Origin of the sequence: Caulobacter segnis (assembly GCF_003243465.1) — a bacterium.
In the GTDB taxonomy this organism is placed as follows: Bacteria; Pseudomonadota; Alphaproteobacteria; order Caulobacterales; family Caulobacteraceae; genus Caulobacter; species Caulobacter segnis_A.
In genome coordinates this window covers 1-17,865 of the sequence record NZ_QFQZ01000087.1, presented here as the reverse complement: position 1 = coordinate 17,865, position 17,865 = coordinate 1, and the positions used below count along the sequence as shown (strand labels likewise).

Here is a 17,865-nt window from a genome sequence, read left to right as displayed (position 1 = left end):
GGATGGCGATGTCTTCCAGCATGGCCTTGCGGCGGTCGCCGAAGCCCGGAGCCTTGACGGCGGCGACGCGCAGGCCGCCACGCAGCTTGTTGACGACCAGCGTGGCCAGGGCTTCGCCTTCGACGTCTTCAGCGATGATCAGCAGCGGACGGCCCGACTGGACGACGGCTTCCAGCACCGGCAGCAGCGGCTGCAGCGACGACAGCTTCTTTTCGAACAGGAGGATCAGCGGCTCTTCCAGCTGAACTTCCATCTTGTCGGCGTTGGTGATGAAGTACGGCGACAGGTAGCCGCGGTCGAACTGCATGCCTTCGACGACGTCGAGTTCGGTCTCGGCGGTCTTGGCTTCCTCGACGGTGATGACGCCTTCGTTGCCGACCTTGTCCATCGCCTTGGCGATCATCTCGCCGACTTCCTTGTCGCCGTTGGCCGAGATGGTGCCGACTTGAGCGATTTCAGCGTTGGTGGTGACCTTCTTCGAGGACTTCTTGATGTCCTCGACGGCGACCAGAACGGCCTTGTCGATACCGCGCTTCAGGTCCATCGGGTTCATGCCGGCGGCGACCGACTTGAGGCCTTCCTGGACGATGGCCTGGGCCAGGACCGTGGCGGTCGTGGTGCCGTCGCCGGCCTTGTCGTTGGTCTTGGACGCGACTTCGCGGATCATCTGCGCGCCGAGGTTCTCGAACTTATCCGACAGTTCGATTTCCTTGGCGACCGAGACGCCGTCCTTGGTCGTGCGCGGAGCGCCGAACGACTTTTCGATGACGACGTTGCGGCCCTTCGGGCCCAGGGTGACCTTCACCGCGTTGGCGAGGATGTTGACGCCGCGCAGCATGCGGTCGCGGGCGTCGGACGAGAAATAAACGTCTTTGGCGGCCATGTGTGGTGCCTTTCTGGAAAGAGGTTAGGGGAGAAAGCGTCGGAGGACGGAGGAGGCCTTAAGCCTCGACCACGCCCAGGACGTCGCTTTCCTTCATGATCAGGAGGTCCTGACCGTCGACCTTCACTTCGGTGCCCGACCACTTGCCGAACAGGATGCGGTCGCCAGCCTTGACGTCCAGGGCGACGACTTCGCCCTTGTCGTTGCGAGCGCCGGGGCCGACCGCGACGACTTCGCCTTCTTGAGGCTTTTCCTTCGCCGTGTCGGGAATGATGATCCCGCCCTTGGTCTTGGTTTCTTCTTCGACGCGCTTCACGAGGACGCGGTCGCCCAGGGGACGAAACTTCATTGTGGTTCTCCGTCGGAACGGTTTGATTTAAAGGCTTCGTCGGCAGGGGGAGCGGTGCTGTTAGCAGTCGCTCCCTCCGAGTGCTAACGACGAGCGTCAGTTAGGCGCCGGCCTTCGGGGAGTCAAGAACGCCCGAGGTGAAGTTTTTTCGTCGGGCGGTTAACGGGAGGCCTTTCGGTGATCGACCATATCGGGGTGACGGCCAGCGATCTCAAGGCCGCGAAGGTCTTCTACGATGCGGCCTTGGCCCCTTTGGGGCTGTCCGTTGTCCTGAGCGTGACGGCCGAGCAGACCGGCGGAGCGGCGCATCTCGGCTATGGCGCGACGCCGGCGAGGCCGGACCTCCAGATCGGCAAGCCGAACTTCTGGATCAGCGAGGGGACGACGCCGACCGGCGCCATGCACGTCGCCTTTCTGGCGGCCGATCGGGCGCAGGTCGACGCGTTCCACGCCGCGGCCCTGGCGGCGGGCGGGACCGACAACGGCCCGCCGGGGCTTCGGCCTCACTATCATCCCAATTATTATGGCGCTTTCGTTCTTGACCCGGACGGTCGAAACGTCGAGGCCGTCTGTCACGCGCCCGCCTGACGGGCGCTGAGGAGAGCCGATGTCCAGCTACGTCCTGTCCCTGTTCCTGGCGGTGGTGGCCTGCGTCATCGGCGGCGCCTTGGGGGGCATGATCCTGGCGCGGCCGCAGACCATGCTCGGTTTCGCCGGCCTCGCCGACGAGGAAACCCCAAAGTCTCCGCTGTTCGCGGAAGGCCGGGCGTTCGGCGGCATGCTGATCGCCTCACACGGAATCGCGGCGCTTTACCTCGGCTATCAGCCCAGGCTCGGCGCGGCCATGGCCCTGGCGCTGGCCGTCGGCTGGCTGGGCGCGGCGGCGGCGCGGGCGCTGTCGGCGGCGATGGACGGAGCGGCGGGGCGCTTCAACGCCGGCTCGATCGTCTTCAACGCCCTGATCGGGATCACCTTGAGCCTGCCGTTCTTCAATGTCGGCCCCTATGTGGCGAGGGGCATGGGCTTCGCCTGAGTTACGCCTTCGTGCGCCAGCAGCCAGCGCTTGCGCTCGATCCCGCCGGCATAGCCGGTGAGAGCGCCGCTCGCGCCGATCACCCGGTGGCAGGGCGCGACGAGGCTGAGCGGGTTGGCGCCGTTGGCCGCGCCGACCGCGCGGATGGCGGCGGGGCGCTCCACCCGGCGGGCCAGCTCTGAATAGGTGACCGTCTCGCCGGGCGGAATGGCGGCCAGGGCGCGCCAGACCGACCGCTGGAATGGCGTGCCGCCGGTGTCCCAGATCAGAGCGGATAGGGCCGAGATGTCGCCGGCGAAGTAGCGGGCGAAGGCGGCCTTGGTCTCGGCAGGAGCTTCGCCGGCCTCCAGCGAGATGTCGCCGTAGTGCAGGCGCAGCAGCCGCCGTAGCCGGGGCTCGAAGTCATGGAAGTCGACGGCGCGCAGCAGGCCGGTCTCGTCGGTGACGATCAGCAGCTCGCCGATCGGCGAGGGCGCGCGGTCCAGGAAGAGGCGAGTGGGGCGGGTCATGAGGCGATGATCGCCCGACGGCCCGAGCCTGTCCGCCCGGATTTTGCGGTGACAGCAGCGCTCCCTCCCCCTTGATGGGGGAGGGTAGGGTGGGGGTGATCACGATGGCTGATGCAGCGCGAGGCCGTCAGTTCAGCAGATCACCCCCATCCCCGACCCTTCCCCCATCGAGGGGGAAGGGGGAGATCAGCGAATCCCCGGCACGTGCAGGGCCGCGTCGCGTTCGGCCTTCTGCTTGTAGGCCAGGTCGCCGTACTTGGACATTTCCATGCGGGCGATGGTGCGGCAGTGGACCTCGTCCGGGCCGTCGGCCAGGCGCAGCGTGCGGATGCCGGCATAGAGCTTGGCGAGGCCGAAGTCGGTGGTGACGCCGCCGCCGCCGTGGGCCTGGATGGCGTCGTCGATCACCTTCAGAGCGATACGCGGGGCGGCGACCTTGATCATCGCGATCTCGAGGCGGGCCGACTTGTTGCCGGCCTTGTCCATCATGTCGGCGGCCTTCAGGCACAGCAGGCGGCACATCTCGATGTCGATGCGGGCCTCGGCGATGCGCTGCTCCCAGACCGAGTGATCGGACAGGTACTTGCCGAACGCTTTCCGGGTCATCAGGCGCTTGATCATCTTTTCCAGCGCCACCTCGGCCGCGCCGATCGTGCGCATGCAGTGGTGGATGCGGCCGGGACCGAGGCGGCCCTGCGCGATCTCGAAGCCGCGGCCTTCGCCCAGGAGCAGGGCCTCCTCGACCGGCACGCGGACGTCCTTGAGGATGACCTCGGCGTGGCCGTGTGGGGCGTCGTCATAGCCGAACACCGGCAGCATGCGGACGACCTCGATGCCGGGGGCGTCCATGGGCACCAGGACCTGGCTCTGCTGCTGGTGGGTCGAGGCGGTCGGATCGATCTTGCCCATCACGATCGCCACCTTGCAGCGCGGATCGCCCACGCCCGAGCTCCACCACTTGCGACCGTTGATCACGTAGTGGTCGCCGTCGCGCTCGATGCGGGTCTCGATGTTGGTGGCGTCCGAGCTGGCCACCGCCGGCTCGGTCATCAGGAAGGCCGAGCGGATCTCGCCGTTCATCAGCGGCCGCAGCCAGCGCTCCTTCTGCGCCAGCGTGCCGTAGCGCATCAGCACTTCCATGTTGCCGGTGTCGGGCGCCGAGCAGTTGAAGACCTCGGAGCCGAAGCCAACCTTGCCCATCTGCTCGGCGATCAGGCTGTATTCCAGGTTCGTCAGCTGCTCGCCTTCGAACTGGAAGGTGTCGTCGACGTGATGCTGGCCGCTGTGCGGCGGCATGAAGAAGTTCCAGAGGCCCGCGGCCTTGGCCTTCTTCTTCAGCTCTTCCAGCACCTGGACGACCTTCCAGCGCTCCTGGCCCAGGACGTTCATCTCGGCCTCGTAGGCCGGGATCGCCGGATAGACGTGCTCGTCCATGAACGCGTTGACGCGATCCAGGAAGACCCGTTGCTTGGGGGAAATGTCGAAGTCCATGGCGTTCCCTCTGCCCGCTCGGCGTGTCTCAAACACTTGTTTGAAGCATTTGTAGACCGCCATTCCGCGCCCGGCAAGCGGGCAGGTCGGCGTCCGATCGCTTAAGGCGCCGGCCGGCGTCTTGTGTTCGGCCCGCGCCTGTCGGACAACGAGGCCATGCTGAACCTGACCGCCGACATCCTCGAGGGCCGCCACGTCCGGCTCGAACCCGTCACCGTCGATCACCGCGACGAGCTGAAGGCCGCCATCGACTGCGATCCCGAGAGCTGGGAGATCATGTCGGTCAATGGCTGCGGCGAAGGCTTCGACGACTTCTGGGGCGCGCTGCAGGGCGAGACCGACCGCGCCGAGCGCATCGGCTTCGCGATCCGCCGCCTGTCGGACGGCAAGGTGGTCGGCACCTCCAGCTTCCTGAACATCCGCCGCGTCCATTGCGGGCTGGAGATCGGCGCGACCTTCCTCAATCCCGACGCGCGGTCCGGGCCGATCAATCCCGAGAGCAAGCGGCTGATGCTGGGCCACGCCTTCAACTGCGGCGCCATCCGGGTCGAGCTGGTCACCGACGTGCGCAACGCCCGCAGCCAGGCCGCGATCCAGAAGCTGGGCGCCACCAAGGAAGGCGTGCTGCGCAACCACAAGATCACCTGGACCGGCTATGTCCGCGACACCGCGATCTTCTCGATCACCGATTACGACTGGCCGGGCGTGCGCCAGCGCCTGGATTTCCGGTTGTCCGAGACCTTCGTCTGAGGTCCGTGGCGAGATGTCGCGCCCTTAACCCTGACAAGCATTTCTCAACATTAGGCCCCTCCAATCCCGCGCATGGGCGGGATGGCTTGTCTTCGAATCTGCATTGAGCACGGCGCGCGCGAGACGGCCGTCGAGGGCGTGACTCCGGCCAAGATCGACAAGACCGCCTCGGCCTATATCGAGGCCCACTGGCCCGCGCCGCGCCGGTATGGCCGCGTGGCGCCCGGCGCCTATGTGCTGGTCGATCCGCACGCCCAGTTCCTGGACGGCGAGGAACTGCGCCGGATGGCCCAGGACCTGCAGCTGCGGCTGTTCGGCACCCAGGGGCGCGACGACCTGTGCATGCTGACCTTCGAGGGCGAGGAGGAGAAGGTTCTCCAGTTCTCGACCCTGACTGAAGACGAATTGCTGGCCATGCGCGGGGGCAAGCCGCCGCCGCCGGAAGGCCGTACGCGCCTGATCCGCCAGGACGGCGTCGCCGAGCTGGCGCCCTGGGGCTCGACCCCGCGGGTCGTCGCGGCCAAGCCCAAGGCCGAGGCGCCCGCGCCGATCCACCTGGGCTGGCGCGGCGTCTACAACCTGGGAAGCCAGAAATTCGAGAGCTCCGAGATCATGGTCGTCCGCAAGGCGGGCGCGCCGGAGCCGCAGGACGACGCCACCTTCGCCGAGCACGACCTGCTGGCCTTCGATCGCGCCGTCACGGCGCTGGAGGCCGACCCCGCGCTCAAGGCCTGGGTCGGTGTGCGGATGTGGAGCGTGGTGCGCGCGGGAAGCCGCGAGGCCTATCTGGCCCGGCTGACGGCTCTGGCGCCGCACGTGCGCGAGCGGATGGCGGCCGTGGTCTACGAGGTCCCCCGCGACCTGCCGTTCTCGGCGATCGCGCCGCTGCGCGAGGTCGCGCCCCACTTCGCCCGGGTCGACCTTCGCGTGACCGACCCCGGCTTCTACTGCCAGACCGTGCCCGAAGGCCTGGCGCAGGGTGTCATCCTTCAGCTGGAGGGCGAGGACGAAAAGTCGCGCCTGCTGAAGGTCCATCGCTTTCTGACGGATCGTAAGGTTTATGCTGGGCGTCGCATGCGCCAGGGTCTCTCCGGCGTGCGCAATGCGCGCGAGCTGGAGCTGGCGCGGCGGATGGGCGCCACCACCGTCGCCGGACCGTTTATCTGCGGCTTGTTCGCCGCGCCGATCGCCGAGCAAGAGGCGGCGATCGATGAGCTTCCGTTGGCCGTGTAAGAGGCGCGGCCGCCCGCCTTCCGCTGGACTCCTCAACGAATTGGCGAGGACTCCTACCTAATGTTGCAATCATGACGGCTATCGCCTGCCTCCGCATCCTGTTCAACGCCGGCGAGGAGAGCCTCCCGGGCGAGGTGCCCAAGTCGAAGGCCCAAGCCGTGGCCGACGCCTTCCTCAAGTCGCGCTGGCGCGCGCCGCGCAAGTGCGGCGCGGTGGCGCCGCTGGCCTTCGTGCTGGCTGACAACCGGGTGACCGAGCTCGATCCCAGCGAGATGCAGGGCCTGGCCGCCGAGCTGGAGCAGGTGCTGTTTCCCGGCAAGAAGGGCGGCCAGGTCTGCCTGATGACCTTCGAGGGCGATGAGACCGCCGTCCTGAAGTTCGCCAGCCTGTCCCAGCAGGATCTGGCCGGCCTCGTCGCCGGCAAGGGCTATGCCGGCGAGGCCGGCCGCGTCCACGTGATCACCGCCGAGGCGGTCGAGGCGGTGCCCAGCACGCCGGCCGAGGCCAAGGGCCAGGCGGTGGAGATTCCGCTGGCGGACAAGTCGGCCAAGCCGGCCAAGGCCCCCGTTCCGGCCAAGGCCGCGCCGCCCCCGCCGCCGCCGGCCCAGACCGCGTGGTGGGGCGTCTACGACCTTGGCGCCGACGCCTTCGCCGCCTCGCTGATCGGCATGCGCGCCGACCTGCTGCAGCCGCCGCCCGAAGACGACGACAAGCTCCTCAAGCGCGACCTCGTCTGCCTGACCGACGCCCAGGTCGCGCTGAAGGCCTCGCCGTTCGGCCAGATCCTGGTGCCGTTCGGCTTCTGGAACCTGACGACGCCCTCGGCGCAAGACGCCTACAAGAGCCGCCTGTCGCGCTATCCGCTCGATCAGCAGCCGCGCCTGGTCGCCACCATCTACGGCACGCCGCGCGAGGCCTCGCTGGGCATGCTGCAACAGATGCGCGCCTTCCTGAAGGGCAGCTTCGCGTTCATGGACCTGCGGGTCGACGACCCAACCTTCCCGATCCACGGCCTGCCGCCGGAGCTGATCGACAGCGTCACCCTGTCGCTGACCGGCGAGACCGAGTTCGACCGGATGAGCACGATCCAGAGGTTCGCCGAGCGCAAGACCGTCTATGACGGCAAGGGCGTGCTTCAGGGCGTGGCCGGCGTCGCCACCCGCGCCGAGCTCGAGGCCTGCCGGGCCGGGGGCATAGCCCGCGTCCAGGGCCCGGCGATCACCACCCTGCTCGACAAGCCCCTCGCCGCCGCCGAGGGCGCCCCGATCGCCTTGGGCTGAGGCCTACCGCCGCCCGAACAGCTTCTCGATATCGGCCAGCTTCAGTTCCACATAGGTCGGGCGGCCGTGGTTGCACTGGCCCGAGTGGGGCGTGGCCTCCATCTCGCGCAGCAGGGCGTTCATTTCAGCGCCGTTCAGGCGGCGGCCGGCGCGGACGCTGCCGTGGCAGGCCATGGTCGAGCAGACCTCTTCCAGCCGCTCCTTCAGCGCCAGGGCCGCGCCGTTCTCGGCCAGGTCGTCGGCGATGTCGCGCACCAGGCCGGCCGCGTCGGTCTTGCCGAGCAGGGCCGGCGTCTCGCGCACCAGCACGGCGCCAGGGCCGAAGCTTTCGATGACAAGGCCCAGGCTGGCCAGCTCCTCGGCGCGGGCGACCACGCGCTCGGCCTCGGCCGGATCGAGGTCCACGACCTCCGGCAGCAGCAGGGTCTGGCGGGCGACGCCGCCGGCCGCCATCTCGCCCTTCATCCGCTCATAAACGAGACGCTCGTGGGCGGCGTGCTGGTCGACGATGACCATGCCGTCGCGGGTCTGGGAGACGATGTAGGTCTCGTGAACCTGGGCCCGCGCAGCGCCCAGCGGGTAGTCGATGGGGTCGAACGGCGCGCCTGCGGCCTGATAGTCCGTGGTCGGATGGTTTTCGAAGGCGACGCGTCCATAGGCCTCGCGCACCACCTCGGCCAGCTCGCCGCCATAGGCGGGCTCAACCCTCGCCGAGACTTCCGAAAGCCCGGGCAAATCCATCGGTCGCTGGGTCGGCGGCGTCCAGCCGCCCTCGCGCCAGGCCGAGAAGCCCGCCGCCGACGGACCCGGTTGGTACTGCGGCTGGTAGCCCGGGAACGGGCTCTGCTGGGCGCGGATGCTGTCCAGGGCCTGGGCGGCGACGGTGGTCGAGGCGCGGTGACCGGCGCCGGCCAGGGCGTGACGCAGCGCGCCGACGATCAGGCCGCGCACCAGGGCCGGGTCGCGGAAGCGCACCTCGGCCTTGGCCGGGTGGACGTTGACGTCGACCTCGGTCGGATCGAGCGTGACGTACAAGGCCGCCGTTGGATGGCGGTCTCGCGCCAGGAAATCGGCATAGGCCGCGCGCAGGGCGCCTTGCAGCAGCCGGTCGCGGACGGGGCGGCCGTTGACGAACAGATACTGGTGGGCGGCGTTGCCGCGGTTGTAGGTCGGCAGGCCCGCGAAGCCCGACAGGCGCACGCCGTCGCGGACTTGGTCGATCTCCAGCGCGTTGTCCTGGAACTCGCGGCCCAGCACGGCGGCCAAACGGGCGAGGCGGCCTTGCGGCCCCGGATGCTCGGGCGGCAGGCGCAGCACCCGGCGGCCGTCGATGTCCAGCGAGAAGCCGACGCTCTCGTTGGCCATGGCCTGGCGTTTGATCTCCTCGGTGATCGCCAGGGCCTCGGCGCGCTCGGACTTCATGAACTTGAGGCGCGCCGGCGTGGCGTAGAACAGGTCCCGCACCTCGATCCGCGCCCCGTGCGGGCCGGGGAAGGCGGCGGGGGCGACGTCGCCGACCTGGCCGCCCTCGACCAGGATCGAGTGGGCGTCCGACTGCCCCTTGGCGCGGGAGCTGATCTGCAGCCGCGCCACCGAACCGATCGACGGCAAGGCCTCGCCCCGGAAGCCCATGGTGTGGATGCGCAAGAGGTCCCACAGCCCGTCGGCGTCGGGCGCGAGCTTCGAGGTCGCGTGACGCTCGATCGCGACCGGCAGCTCCTCGGCGGAAAGACCGCAGCCGTCGTCGGCCACCAGGATGCGGGTCAGGCCGCCGCCGTGAGCCTCGACCTCGATCCGCGTGGCGCCGGCGTCGATGGCGTTGTCGACCAGCTCCTTGATGGCGCTGGCCGGCCGTTCGACCACCTCGCCGGCGGCGATGCGGTTGACGGTCTCGGGCGGCAGGCGGCGGATGGGCATCAAGCGGACTTTCGAGGGAGCGCGCCGAGCGGCGAGCGCCACCATTGCGACTCCTTAATTTGACCGGCCGACGGCCCGTCAGCCAAGCAAGGAGGACACATCTATTTAGCGCGATTCCGCCGCCGTTCGAGGAACAGCCATCTTGATCCTGCCCCGCATCGCCGCCGCCGGCCTGACGCTTTCGCTGCTGCTGGGCGGCTCGGCCCTGGCCCAGGTTCAAGGTAGGAACAAGGTCTCGATCCACCAGACCAAGCCCGTGGACCTGACGCCGGTCGACAGCCAGGCCAACCTCGTCGAGGAGCTGATCGTCAATGCGCGCCTGCCGGGGCCTGCCTGGTGGAAGGTCTCGGACGGCGACACCACCGTCTATGTGATGGGCGTACCGGCCTTCACGCCGCGAAAGCAGGACTTCGACGACTCGGTGCTCCGCAGACGGCTGGACGGCGCCAACGTGCTGATCATCGGCCAGGAGCCCGAGGTCCGGATTCTCAGCCTGCTGGCCTTGATCCCAGGGCGGGGCAAGCAGTTCATGATGGCCACCCCGATGCGCGAGACCCTGCCGCCCGAACTGCGCGCGCGGCTGGAGAAGCAGCTGAAGGCGCGAGGCAAGCCGCTCAGCGAATACGATGATATGAAGCCGGCGCTGGCGGGTTTCGTCATCGCCAACAGCCGTGACGGCAGCGTCTCGATCAACGTGGGCGACCTCACCGACCGTATTCGCGACCTGGCCAAGAGCAAGGATCTCAAGGTCCAGCCGCGGGTCAAGAAACTGGACGACTACGACCTGATCGGCATGGTCAAGTCGTTGGCGGAGGCGCCCCAGCCGCTGCAGGAGCTGTGCCTGGACGCGGGCCTGCGTCAGGCCGAGAACGGCCTGGCCAGCGTCCGCGAGACCGCCGAGCAGTGGGCCGAGGGGCAGGTGCGCGAGGTCGTCGCGGCCGATCGCGGCTTCCAGCGCTGCCTGGCCTCGACGCCCTGGATCGCGCGCCAGTTCAAGGACGGCCAGGACGACGCGGTCTCCGCCATCACCTCGGCGCTGAAGAAGCCCGGCAAGGCGGTGGCGGTCATCGAGCTGCGCTCGTTGCTGACCGAGGGCGGGGTGCTAGACCGCCTGCGCGCCAAGGGCTTCACCGTAACCGCGCCCGAATAAGGCCAAGCTTCGGCCACACGGTCCCGCGACGGTTGAGCCGCAACACGGAGGGGACGAGATGCGGACGATCCTGGCGGGGCTGATGCTGGCCGCGGCGATGACGGGAGGCGCGGCGAGGGCCCAGGCGATCGAAGACCCCGAGGCCAATGTCGTCGACGCCCTGGTGGTCAGCGCCAAGCTGCCGGGCCCGGCCTGGTGGCGGGTCTCGGACGGCGACACCACGATCTATGTCCTGGGCGTCCCGAGCGCCTTGCCCAAGGGGATGGCCTGGGACCGGTCGGTGCTGGAGCGGCGGCTGGACGGGGCGTCGGTGTTGCTGACGCCGCCGGTCTGGCAGGCGGGCCTGACCGACATTCCGGCGATGCTGCGCCTGCGCGGTCAGTTGAAGGACGACGGCGATTGGATCGCCCGCTCCCCCGCGCTCGCCGCCCGCACCCAGCGGGCCTGGAGCGCCGTCGATCCCAAGAACGCCGACGCGTGGCGGAAATGGAAGCCGGCCTTCGTGGCCCTGCAGCTCAACAACAAGGCCAACGGCGAGGCCCAGCTGAAGGTCTCCGAACCCGACCGGACCATCAGCGATCTGGCCCGCAAGCGGCGCGTGAAGTCGCGTCCCGCGGCGGTCCACAAGGCCATGCCGATGCTGAAGACCCTGGTCCGCGAGCACAGCGAGGCGGCGGGGCTGACCTGCCTGTCCGAGACGCTGGACGCGACCGAGGCGGGGCCCGCGCCGATCCGGGCCGCCGCTGACGCCTGGGCCAAGGGGCGGGTCAAGGACGCGCTGGCGGGACCGCGCAGCGCCGAACGCTGCGAGCTGCTGATGCCCGGCGTCGTCGACCTGAAGCGCCAGCTGATCGAGGACGAGGTCCAGGCCCTGGCCGATCTTCTCAAGACCCCTGGCCACGCGGTCGCCTATTTCCCGCTCCGCGCCCTGGTCGCCGAGAACGGCGTGCTGGACAAGCTGCGGGCGCGCGGGATCACCGTGCGGACGCCGGCGGAGGGATGATAAAACTCTGCTCCCCCCCCTTTGGGGGAGCTGTCGCGGAGCGACTGAGGTGGCTGATGCGGCCTACGCCGAGCCGCCCCCTCCGGCCTTTTAGGCCACCTCCCCCAGTGGGGGAGGAGAAAAAACGGCCCGGAACCGCGAGGCTACGGGCCGTCCTGTTTTCCAGCGGAAAGTCCGGCCCTACAGGCCCGGCAGCTTGATGCCGCCCTTCTTTTCGCGGCTGATGACCACGCCGCCCGTGCCGACCAGCTTCTTGAGGCGAGCCTCCTCGGCGGCGGCGTCGACTTCCAGCGGGGCGTTGGCGCCCGACTCGGCGGCCGTCGTCACGTTGGTCTTGGACTGACCCTTCTTCCAGAACATCACCTTGCTGGCGAAGCTCTCGTCCTTGTGGGCCAGGTCGCCGTTCTCGTCGTCGACGACGAAGCGGATCAGCGGGTCGGCCTTGTCCGAGCCGGCGCGGGCGACCAGCAGCTTCTCGCCTTCAGAGCGGCCGGCGGCGTTGCTCTGGCCGATGAGGGCGGCGCGGGCGGCGCTTTCGGGCTGCAGCTCCTGCGGGCGCGGCTCGCCGGGGGCCGGCGGACGCAGCGAATAGTCGGGCGGCACCACCAGCGGCGCCTTGCTGACCACGCGGAATTCGTCAGGGACGACCTTGTCCATCCCCAGGGCCTTCTTCGCCGAGGTGCAGCCGGCCAGGCCGATCGCGGCCACGACGGTCAGGGCGCTAACAGCGGCGACCCGTTTGAAACTCATCAAACCATGCTCCAGCAGAGCCGACCCCCGGCCCAAAAATTCGGACGCTCTCGATACGACATCCTCGCGCAGGCGCCAATGTCCCACGCGATTGCGGCGGCAATCGGCCAAACTACTCGGTCTGGTGGGACAGTTTGCTCTCTTCGGACAGGAAGCTGTCCAGCAGCAGCAGCGCCACGCCCACCGAAATGCCCGAGTCGGCGACGTTGAACACCCAGGGGAAATAGAGCCGCGACACGTCGATGAAGTCGACGACATAGCCGTACAGCACCCGGTCGATCAGGTTGTTGCCGATGGCGCCGCCGATGATCATGCCGATGCCCAGGGCCGGCAGCAGCTTGGTCGCCTTGCGCGCCCAGATCGCCAGGGCGATCACCACGACGATCGAAAAGCCCGTGAGCAGCCAGCGGCCCCAGTCGCTGTTCTTCAGCAGGCCAAAGCTCATGCCGTAGTTATGCACCATGGTCAGGTGCAACGGACCCAGCAGCGCAAGGCTGGCGCCCTGCTCGCGGCCGAGGAGGCCGAGGATCCAGAGCTTGGACACCTGGTCCAGCACCAGGACGGCGGCGGCGATCGCATAGGCGGTCCAGCCGAGGCGGGTGATTTTCAAGGGCGGCAAGTCTCGTCCCCAACTTCCTTCTCCCCTTGCGGGAGAAGGTGGCCTGCGAAGCAGGTCGGATGAGGGGTCTCTCGGGGATCGCCGTGCAACCCCTCATCCGTCGCTGCGCGACACCTTCTCCCGCAAGGGGAGAAGGGTAAAGAACTAGCCGTGCGTCGCGTCCCAGTGGGCCACGGCGTCGGCGTCGCGAAGGCTAAGCTCCGGATAGCGGGGGTCGGTTCCCACTTCCGGCAGGATACGCCACGAGCGGGCGCACTTCTTGCCTTCGGCCTTCCGCGGAAACACCCAGACAAACTCTACGTCGGTCGAGAAGCATAGTGTGCGCGCATACTCGTCCGTGTTGTAGCGCTCATCGAGGTCTGGGTTGATGATCTCGGCATCGCTGGTCCGGAAGATCTCTGCGGGATCAAGACCCTCGAAGGCTTCCAGTAGGTCCTTATCAACGATGAAGACGATCGGATTAGCCTCCAGAGCCGAGCCGATCCGCTTTTCGCGGCGTTCGACTTCCAGGGCGCCGGTGACCACCGAGGTGACCGTCTCGACCTTGGCCCAGCGGGCGGCCTCGGCGTCGTTGCGCCAGGCGTCGACCCGCGCCGGGATCACCCGCAGCGCGACCGGACCGGCCTCGGGGAAGCGGGTCACCCACGCCTCTTCCATCGTGAAGCTGGCCAGCGGGGCCAGCCAGATGGTCAGGCGGTCGAACACGTGGTCCAGCACGGTGCGATAGGCCCGGCGCTTGAGGGCGTCGGGGCGGTCGCAATAGAGGCTGTCGCGGCGGACGTCGAAATAGAGCGCGGACAGGTCGCCCTGGCAGAACTCGATCAGCGGCCGGATCACGTCCGAGAACCGGTAGCTCTCATAGGCCTCGCGCACCTGGCCATCCAGCTCCCACAGGCGGTGCAGGATGTACTTCTCCAGCGGCGGGAAGTCGGCGTAGTCGGTGACGCGCTCTTCCTCAGTGAAGCCGGCCAGGGCGCCCAGCAGGTAGCGCATGGTGTTGCGCAGCTTGCGATAGGCGTCGGTCGTGGTGGCCAGGATCGTCTTGCCGATCCGCTGGTCCTCCGAATAGTCGACCATGGCCGCCCACAGGCGCAGGATCTCGGCGCCGGACTCCTTGGTGATCGCCTGCGGCTCGACCGTGTTGCCCTTGGACTTGGACATCTTCTCGCCGTTCTCGTCCATGGTGAAGCCATGGGTCAGGACGGCCTTGTAGGGCGCGCGGCCCCGGGTGCCGGAGCCTTCCAGCAAGCTGGACTGGAACCAGCCGCGGTGCTGGTCGGAGCCTTCCAGATAGAGGTCCGCCGGCCAGTGGCTGTCGGCGCGGCCCTCGATCGTGAAGGCGTGGGTGCAGCCGCTGTCGAACCAGACATCGAGGATGTCGGTGATCTTCTCGTATTGAGCCGGGTCGTGGGCGCCCAGGAAGTCGCTGTCGGGACGGGTGAACCAGGCGTCGGCGCCGCCCTCGCGGATGGCCGCCAGGATGCGGGCGTTGACCTCGGGGTCGTTCAGCGGGTGGCCGGTGTGCTTGTCCACGAACATGGCCAACGGCGTGCCCCAGTTGCGCTGGCGGCTGATCAGCCAGTCGGGACGCGTCTCGACCATCGAGCCGATCCGGTTGCGGCCGGCGTCGGGGTGGAAGGCGGTGTCGGCGATGGCCTGGACGGCCACTTCGCGCAGGGTCTTGCCGTCCAGGCTGTCGACCGCGTGGTCCATGCGGATGAACCACTGCGGGGTGTTGCGGAAGATCACCGGGGCCTTGGAGCGCCAGCTGTGCGGATAGCTGTGCTCGACGCGACCGCGCGCCAGCAGGTTGCCGGCCTCGATCAGCTTCTCCATGACCGCGCCGTTGGCGGGCCCGAACTTGCCGACCTTCTTGCCTTCAGTCTCGAGGACCTTGAGGCCCGCGAACAGGGCGACGTGCGGATAGTAGGCGCCGTCCGGATCGACGGTGTCGGGGATCTCGCGGTGACCGTGGGCCAGCCAGACCTGGTAGTCGTCGGCGCCATGGCCCGGCGCGGTGTGGACGAAGCCGGTGCCGGCGTCGTCAGTCACGTGGTCGCCGGCCAGCATCGGCACGGCGAAACCGTAGTGGCTGTCGAGGTCGGCCAGCGGGTGGGCCAGCACCATGCCCTCGCAGTCGACGCTCTCGACCTTCTCCCAGGCCGCGACCTTGGCGGCCTTGAAGACGTCGCCGGCCAGCTTCTCGGCCACGATCAGGCGGTCGCCCGGCTTGGCCCAGGGCTCGAACTCAAGACCTTCCTCCAGCGCCTTCACCTCGAAGACGGCGTAGGGGATGTCGGGGTTGTACGAGACGGCGCGGTTAGCCGGGATGGTCCACGGCGTGGTCGTCCAGATCACTAGCTTGGCGCCCTGGGCGGCCTCGGAGCCTTCGACGACCGGGAACTTCACCCAGATCGTGGGCGAGACGTGGTCGTGGTACTCGATCTCGGCGTCGGCCAGGGCCGTGCGCTCGACCGGGCTCCACATCACCGGCTTGGAGCCGCGATAGAGCTGGCCGCTGGCCAGGAACTTGTGGAACTCGGCGACGATCGTCGCTTCCGAGCTGAAGTCCATGGTGGCGTAGCGGTTCCACCAGTCGCCCAGCACGCCCAGGCGCTGGAACTCGGTCTTCTGGGCCTCGATCCAGCCGCCGGCATAGGCGCGGCATTCGCGGCGGAACTCCTCGGCCGGAACCTCGTCCTTGCGGCGGCCTTGGGCGCGGAACTTTTCCTCGATCTTCCACTCGATCGGCAGGCCGTGGCAGTCCCAGCCCGGCACGTAGTCGACGTCGTAGCCGAGGGCGAAGCGCGAACGGACCACGAAGTCCTTCAGGATCTTGTTCAGCGCGTGGCCGATGTGGATCGCGCCGTTGGCGTAGGGCGGGCCGTCGTGCAGCACATAGAGCTTGGCCTGATCCGCCTGGCGCTTGGCGCGCACCGCGCCGTAGAGGCCCTTGGGCGAGAGAGCGGCCCAGCCCTCCAGGATCTCGGGCTCTTTCTTCGGCAGGCCCGCGCGCATCGGGAACGGGGTGTCGGGAAGGAAGACGGTCTCGCGATAGTCGCGGGCGGGCGTGGCGTCGTCGGCCATGGGATTGGAATCCGGCTCTGGAATTGTCGGAAGAGGGCGGGAGAACCCGGCGCGCGCTGGAGGATCGTCCGGCGGCGTCACGCCGGGCGGATAATTCGCGAAATCTTCCGAACGGAACTCATGGCGGTGGGGATAGCAGAGGCGGGGCCGTGGCGCAAAGGCTTCGGCGGACGGCGATTTCCGCTCCCCCCTCCGGCGCGCTACTTCAGCTCCGCCACATCCAGCGCCGCCAGGGCCCGCGTCAGCGTCTCGGCGTCGGCGGTCAGCTTCGCCAGCCCCTCGGTCGGCTCGCGGGTGTCCTCGTCCATGTAGAGGCCGCGATTGATCTCGATCTGCAGGGCGTGGGTGCGTCTGGCCGGGCGGCCGTAGTGCTCGGTGGTATAGCCGCCGGCATAGGGCGCGTTGCGGGCGACGCGGTAGCCCAGGGCCTCCAGCTCGCGCTCGACCAGACCGGTCAGCCGGGGCGAGCAGGCCGCGCCGAAGCGGTCGCCCAGCACGATGTCGCACGAGCCGCCCCGGCCGCGCCCGCTCCGCGCGGCGGCGGCGGGCATGGAATGCCAGTCGATCAGGATCGCCGCCCCGTGCGCCGCGCGCGCCGCCGCCAGCTGGCGGTCGAGCGCGTCGTGATAGGGACGGTGGGCCAGCTCGATCCGGTCGCGCGCCTCGGCGAAGGTCAGCTTGCGGGCGTAGATCGGCCGCCCCTCGCCGGCGACGCGGGGAATCGCCCCCAGCCCCGCCGCCACGCGCGCGGTGCGGCCCTGGGCGTAGTCGGGCAGCTCCTCGTCGAACATCGCCGGATCCAGCTCCCACGGCTCGCGGTTCAGGTCGACATAGGCGCGGGCCAGCCGGGCCAGAATCACCGCCGCGCCGAGGCCGGGGGCGCCCGCGATCACCCGATCGACGAAGGCGTCCTCGGAGCCGCGCAGGGTCTCGACCGGCAGGCGGGCGGCCTCGACCATCTCCGCCGGATAGACGCCGCCCGAGTGGGGCGAGGCGAAGACCAGGGCCGTCGGCGGCGGCGCGCCGGGCGGGGCCGCGCGCAGGACCTCGAAGGCCGGCCCGGTCAGGGTTTCCAGCGTCTCAGACACGATCGGCCGCGCAGCGCTCATGGCCCATCATCGAAGTCCGCGCCCCCGGGGTCAAATGGCAACTTACCGCTGATCAAGCCGGGGTCCGCATCCGTCCACAGCCGCGACGTTTAGGTTCATCCCCGATTTACGCTGAACTTGCTAAGGTGGCCGAAGCTACGACTTCTTAATCCTCAGGACACGTGACCTCATGGCCCGCATCCTTCTCGCCGAAGACGACGACTCCCTCCGCGGCTTCCTGGCCCGCGCCCTGGAACGCGCCGGGTTCGAGGTGACGGCCTGCGCCGACGGCGAGGAAGCCGTCCAGCACCTGGACACCCCCTGGGACCTGCTGCTGACCGACATCGTCATGCCCGGCATGGACGGCATCGAGGTGGCCCGCCAGGCCGCCGCCCGCGATCCGGGCCTGCGGATCATGTTCATCACCGGTTTCGCCGCCGTCGCCCTCTCGGCCCAGGACCGCGCCCCGGCCGGTTCGAAGGTGCTGTCCAAGCCCGTCCACCTGCGCGACCTCGTCGCTGAGGTGGAAAAGATGATGGCCGCCTAAAAAAGTTTCGGGGGCGGCTTGCCTACCGGAAAAGCCGCCGCTATACCCCCACACCTTCCCGGCCGGGACGTCTTCTTGAAGACGCTTCGGATCGCTTCGGCGGACGCGTAGCTCAGCGGGAGAGCACTACGTTGACATCGTAGGGGTCACAGGTTCAATCCCTGTCGCGTCCACCA

General features: G+C 68.7%; 18 protein-coding genes and 1 tRNA gene. 9 read left to right on the top strand and 10 right to left on the bottom strand.

Features of this window, described 5'->3' with window-relative positions; genetic code table 11:
* Together groEL and groES are read right to left on the bottom strand one after the other, a co-directional pair.
* On the bottom strand, positions 1 to 883 hold an 883-nt coding region (gene groEL / locus DI526_RS20015; RefSeq protein WP_304281673.1), incomplete at its 3' end, for a chaperonin GroEL.
* A 58-nt stretch (positions 884 to 941) separates the two neighbouring features.
* Positions 942 to 1,232 (bottom strand): co-chaperone GroES, encoded by a 291-nt coding sequence (groES, locus tag DI526_RS20010; protein ID WP_013080760.1) that lies wholly within the window; start codon positions 1,230 to 1,232, stop codon positions 942 to 944.
* 177 nt (positions 1,233 to 1,409) lie between these two features.
* On the opposite strand from groES, the gene DI526_RS20005 reads away from it, so the two are divergent.
* Positions 1,410 to 1,820 carry a VOC family protein gene (locus DI526_RS20005; protein ID WP_304281666.1) on the top strand — a complete coding sequence of 137 codons (411 nt, stop codon included), beginning with the start codon at positions 1,410 to 1,412 and terminating at the stop codon, positions 1,818 to 1,820.
* Between the two features lie 19 nt (positions 1,821 to 1,839).
* Entirely contained in the window at positions 1,840 to 2,265 is a 426-nt protein-coding gene (locus tag DI526_RS20000; protein WP_304281664.1) for a DUF4345 family protein, read from the top strand.
* On the opposite strand, the gene DI526_RS19995 is transcribed toward DI526_RS20000, so the two are convergent.
* Together DI526_RS19995 and DI526_RS19990 are read right to left on the bottom strand one after the other, a co-directional pair.
* The gene (locus DI526_RS19995; RefSeq protein ID WP_304281661.1) at positions 2,235 to 2,774 is read right to left on the bottom strand and encodes a methylated-DNA--[protein]-cysteine S-methyltransferase; all 540 of its coding nucleotides are present in this window, start codon (positions 2,772 to 2,774) and stop codon (positions 2,235 to 2,237) included. The genes DI526_RS20000 and DI526_RS19995 overlap by 31 nt on opposite strands.
* 186 nt (positions 2,775 to 2,960) lie before the next feature.
* Positions 2,961 to 4,265, bottom strand: coding sequence for an acyl-CoA dehydrogenase family protein (locus DI526_RS19990; RefSeq protein ID WP_304281658.1), 1,305 nt, complete (start codon positions 4,263 to 4,265; stop codon positions 2,961 to 2,963).
* Positions 4,266 to 4,421: 156 nt separating this feature from the next.
* On the opposite strand from DI526_RS19990, the gene DI526_RS19985 reads away from it, so the two are divergent.
* From DI526_RS19985 to DI526_RS19975, 3 genes are all read left to right on the top strand, one after another.
* A complete protein-coding gene (locus tag DI526_RS19985) occupies positions 4,422 to 5,015 on the top strand; it encodes a GNAT family N-acetyltransferase (protein ID WP_304281684.1) in 594 nt (197 codons plus the stop codon).
* Between the two features lie 81 nt (positions 5,016 to 5,096).
* On the top strand, positions 5,097 to 6,248 hold the full coding sequence (locus DI526_RS19980) for a hypothetical protein (protein WP_304281655.1): 1,152 nt from the start codon (positions 5,097 to 5,099) through the stop codon (positions 6,246 to 6,248).
* Positions 6,249 to 6,319: 71 nt separating this feature from the next.
* Positions 6,320 to 7,528, top strand: a complete 1,209-nt coding sequence (locus tag DI526_RS19975) for a hypothetical protein (RefSeq protein WP_304281652.1) — start codon at positions 6,320 to 6,322, stop codon at positions 7,526 to 7,528.
* Between the two features lie 3 nt (positions 7,529 to 7,531).
* Here the strand turns inward: DI526_RS19975 and mutL are convergent, their stop codons facing one another.
* Positions 7,532 to 9,445: a DNA mismatch repair endonuclease MutL gene (mutL, locus tag DI526_RS19970; RefSeq protein ID WP_304281650.1), complete on the bottom strand. Its 1,914-nt coding sequence runs from the start codon at positions 9,443 to 9,445 to the stop codon at positions 7,532 to 7,534.
* 139 nt (positions 9,446 to 9,584) lie between these two features.
* Between mutL and DI526_RS19965 the strand changes: the two genes are divergently transcribed.
* Positions 9,585 to 10,595, top strand: a complete 1,011-nt coding sequence (locus DI526_RS19965) for a TraB/GumN family protein (protein WP_304281682.1) — start codon at positions 9,585 to 9,587, stop codon at positions 10,593 to 10,595.
* A 58-nt stretch (positions 10,596 to 10,653) separates the two neighbouring features.
* The gene (locus DI526_RS19960; protein WP_304281647.1) at positions 10,654 to 11,598 is read left to right on the top strand and encodes a TraB/GumN family protein; all 945 of its coding nucleotides are present in this window, start codon (positions 10,654 to 10,656) and stop codon (positions 11,596 to 11,598) included.
* 180 nt (positions 11,599 to 11,778) lie between these two features.
* On the opposite strand, the gene DI526_RS19955 is transcribed toward DI526_RS19960, so the two are convergent.
* The 5 genes from DI526_RS19955 to DI526_RS19935 form a co-directional block, all read right to left on the bottom strand.
* Positions 11,779 to 12,348: a DUF3035 domain-containing protein gene (locus DI526_RS19955; protein WP_304281644.1), complete on the bottom strand. Its 570-nt coding sequence runs from the start codon at positions 12,346 to 12,348 to the stop codon at positions 11,779 to 11,781.
* 112 nt (positions 12,349 to 12,460) lie between these two features.
* On the bottom strand, positions 12,461 to 12,967 hold the full coding sequence (lspA, locus tag DI526_RS19950; RefSeq protein ID WP_304281643.1) for a signal peptidase II: 507 nt from the start codon (positions 12,965 to 12,967) through the stop codon (positions 12,461 to 12,463).
* A 144-nt stretch (positions 12,968 to 13,111) separates the two neighbouring features.
* The gene (ileS, locus tag DI526_RS19945) at positions 13,112 to 16,054 is read right to left on the bottom strand and encodes an isoleucine--tRNA ligase (RefSeq protein WP_304281641.1); all 2,943 of its coding nucleotides are present in this window, start codon (positions 16,052 to 16,054) and stop codon (positions 13,112 to 13,114) included.
* A gap of 77 nt (positions 16,055 to 16,131) precedes the next feature.
* Positions 16,132 to 16,176, bottom strand: a complete 45-nt coding sequence (locus DI526_RS19940) for a hypothetical protein (protein ID WP_181242883.1) — start codon at positions 16,174 to 16,176, stop codon at positions 16,132 to 16,134.
* Positions 16,177 to 16,254: 78 nt separating this feature from the next.
* Positions 16,255 to 17,163, bottom strand: a complete 909-nt coding sequence (locus DI526_RS19935; protein ID WP_304281638.1) for an N-formylglutamate amidohydrolase — start codon at positions 17,161 to 17,163, stop codon at positions 16,255 to 16,257.
* A 169-nt stretch (positions 17,164 to 17,332) separates the two neighbouring features.
* Between DI526_RS19935 and cpdR the strand changes: the two genes are divergently transcribed.
* Together cpdR and DI526_RS19925 are read left to right on the top strand one after the other, a co-directional pair.
* Positions 17,333 to 17,689, top strand: coding sequence for a cell cycle two-component system response regulator CpdR (cpdR, locus tag DI526_RS19930; protein WP_304281634.1), 357 nt, complete (start codon positions 17,333 to 17,335; stop codon positions 17,687 to 17,689).
* A gap of 101 nt (positions 17,690 to 17,790) precedes the next feature.
* Positions 17,791 to 17,865: transfer RNA gene (locus DI526_RS19925), tRNA-Val, on the top strand.

Bases quoted from the DNA above. Each gene is read 5' to 3' on its own strand.
- groES (WP_013080760.1), bottom strand. From the start codon at position 1,232: ATGAAGTTTCGTCCCCTGGGCGACCGCGTCCTCGTGAAGCGCGTCGAA.
- DI526_RS20000 (WP_304281664.1), top strand. From the start codon at position 1,840: ATGTCCAGCTACGTCCTGTCCCTGTTCCTGGCGGTGGTGGCCTGCGTC.
- DI526_RS19995 (WP_304281661.1), bottom strand. From the start codon at position 2,774: ATGACCCGCCCCACTCGCCTCTTCCTGGACCGCGCGCCCTCGCCGATC.
- DI526_RS19990 (WP_304281658.1), bottom strand. From the start codon at position 4,265: ATGGACTTCGACATTTCCCCCAAGCAACGGGTCTTCCTGGATCGCGTC.
- DI526_RS19985 (WP_304281684.1), top strand. From the start codon at position 4,422: ATGCTGAACCTGACCGCCGACATCCTCGAGGGCCGCCACGTCCGGCTC.
- DI526_RS19980 (WP_304281655.1), top strand. From the start codon at position 5,097: ATGGCTTGTCTTCGAATCTGCATTGAGCACGGCGCGCGCGAGACGGCC.
- DI526_RS19975 (WP_304281652.1), top strand. From the start codon at position 6,320: ATGACGGCTATCGCCTGCCTCCGCATCCTGTTCAACGCCGGCGAGGAG.
- mutL (WP_304281650.1), bottom strand. From the start codon at position 9,445: ATGCCCATCCGCCGCCTGCCGCCCGAGACCGTCAACCGCATCGCCGCC.
- DI526_RS19960 (WP_304281647.1), top strand. From the start codon at position 10,654: ATGCGGACGATCCTGGCGGGGCTGATGCTGGCCGCGGCGATGACGGGA.
- DI526_RS19955 (WP_304281644.1), bottom strand. From the start codon at position 12,348: ATGAGTTTCAAACGGGTCGCCGCTGTTAGCGCCCTGACCGTCGTGGCC.
- ileS (WP_304281641.1), bottom strand. From the start codon at position 16,054: ATGGCCGACGACGCCACGCCCGCCCGCGACTATCGCGAGACCGTCTTC.
- DI526_RS19935 (WP_304281638.1), bottom strand. From the start codon at position 17,163: ATGAGCGCTGCGCGGCCGATCGTGTCTGAGACGCTGGAAACCCTGACC.
- cpdR (WP_304281634.1), top strand. From the start codon at position 17,333: ATGGCCCGCATCCTTCTCGCCGAAGACGACGACTCCCTCCGCGGCTTC.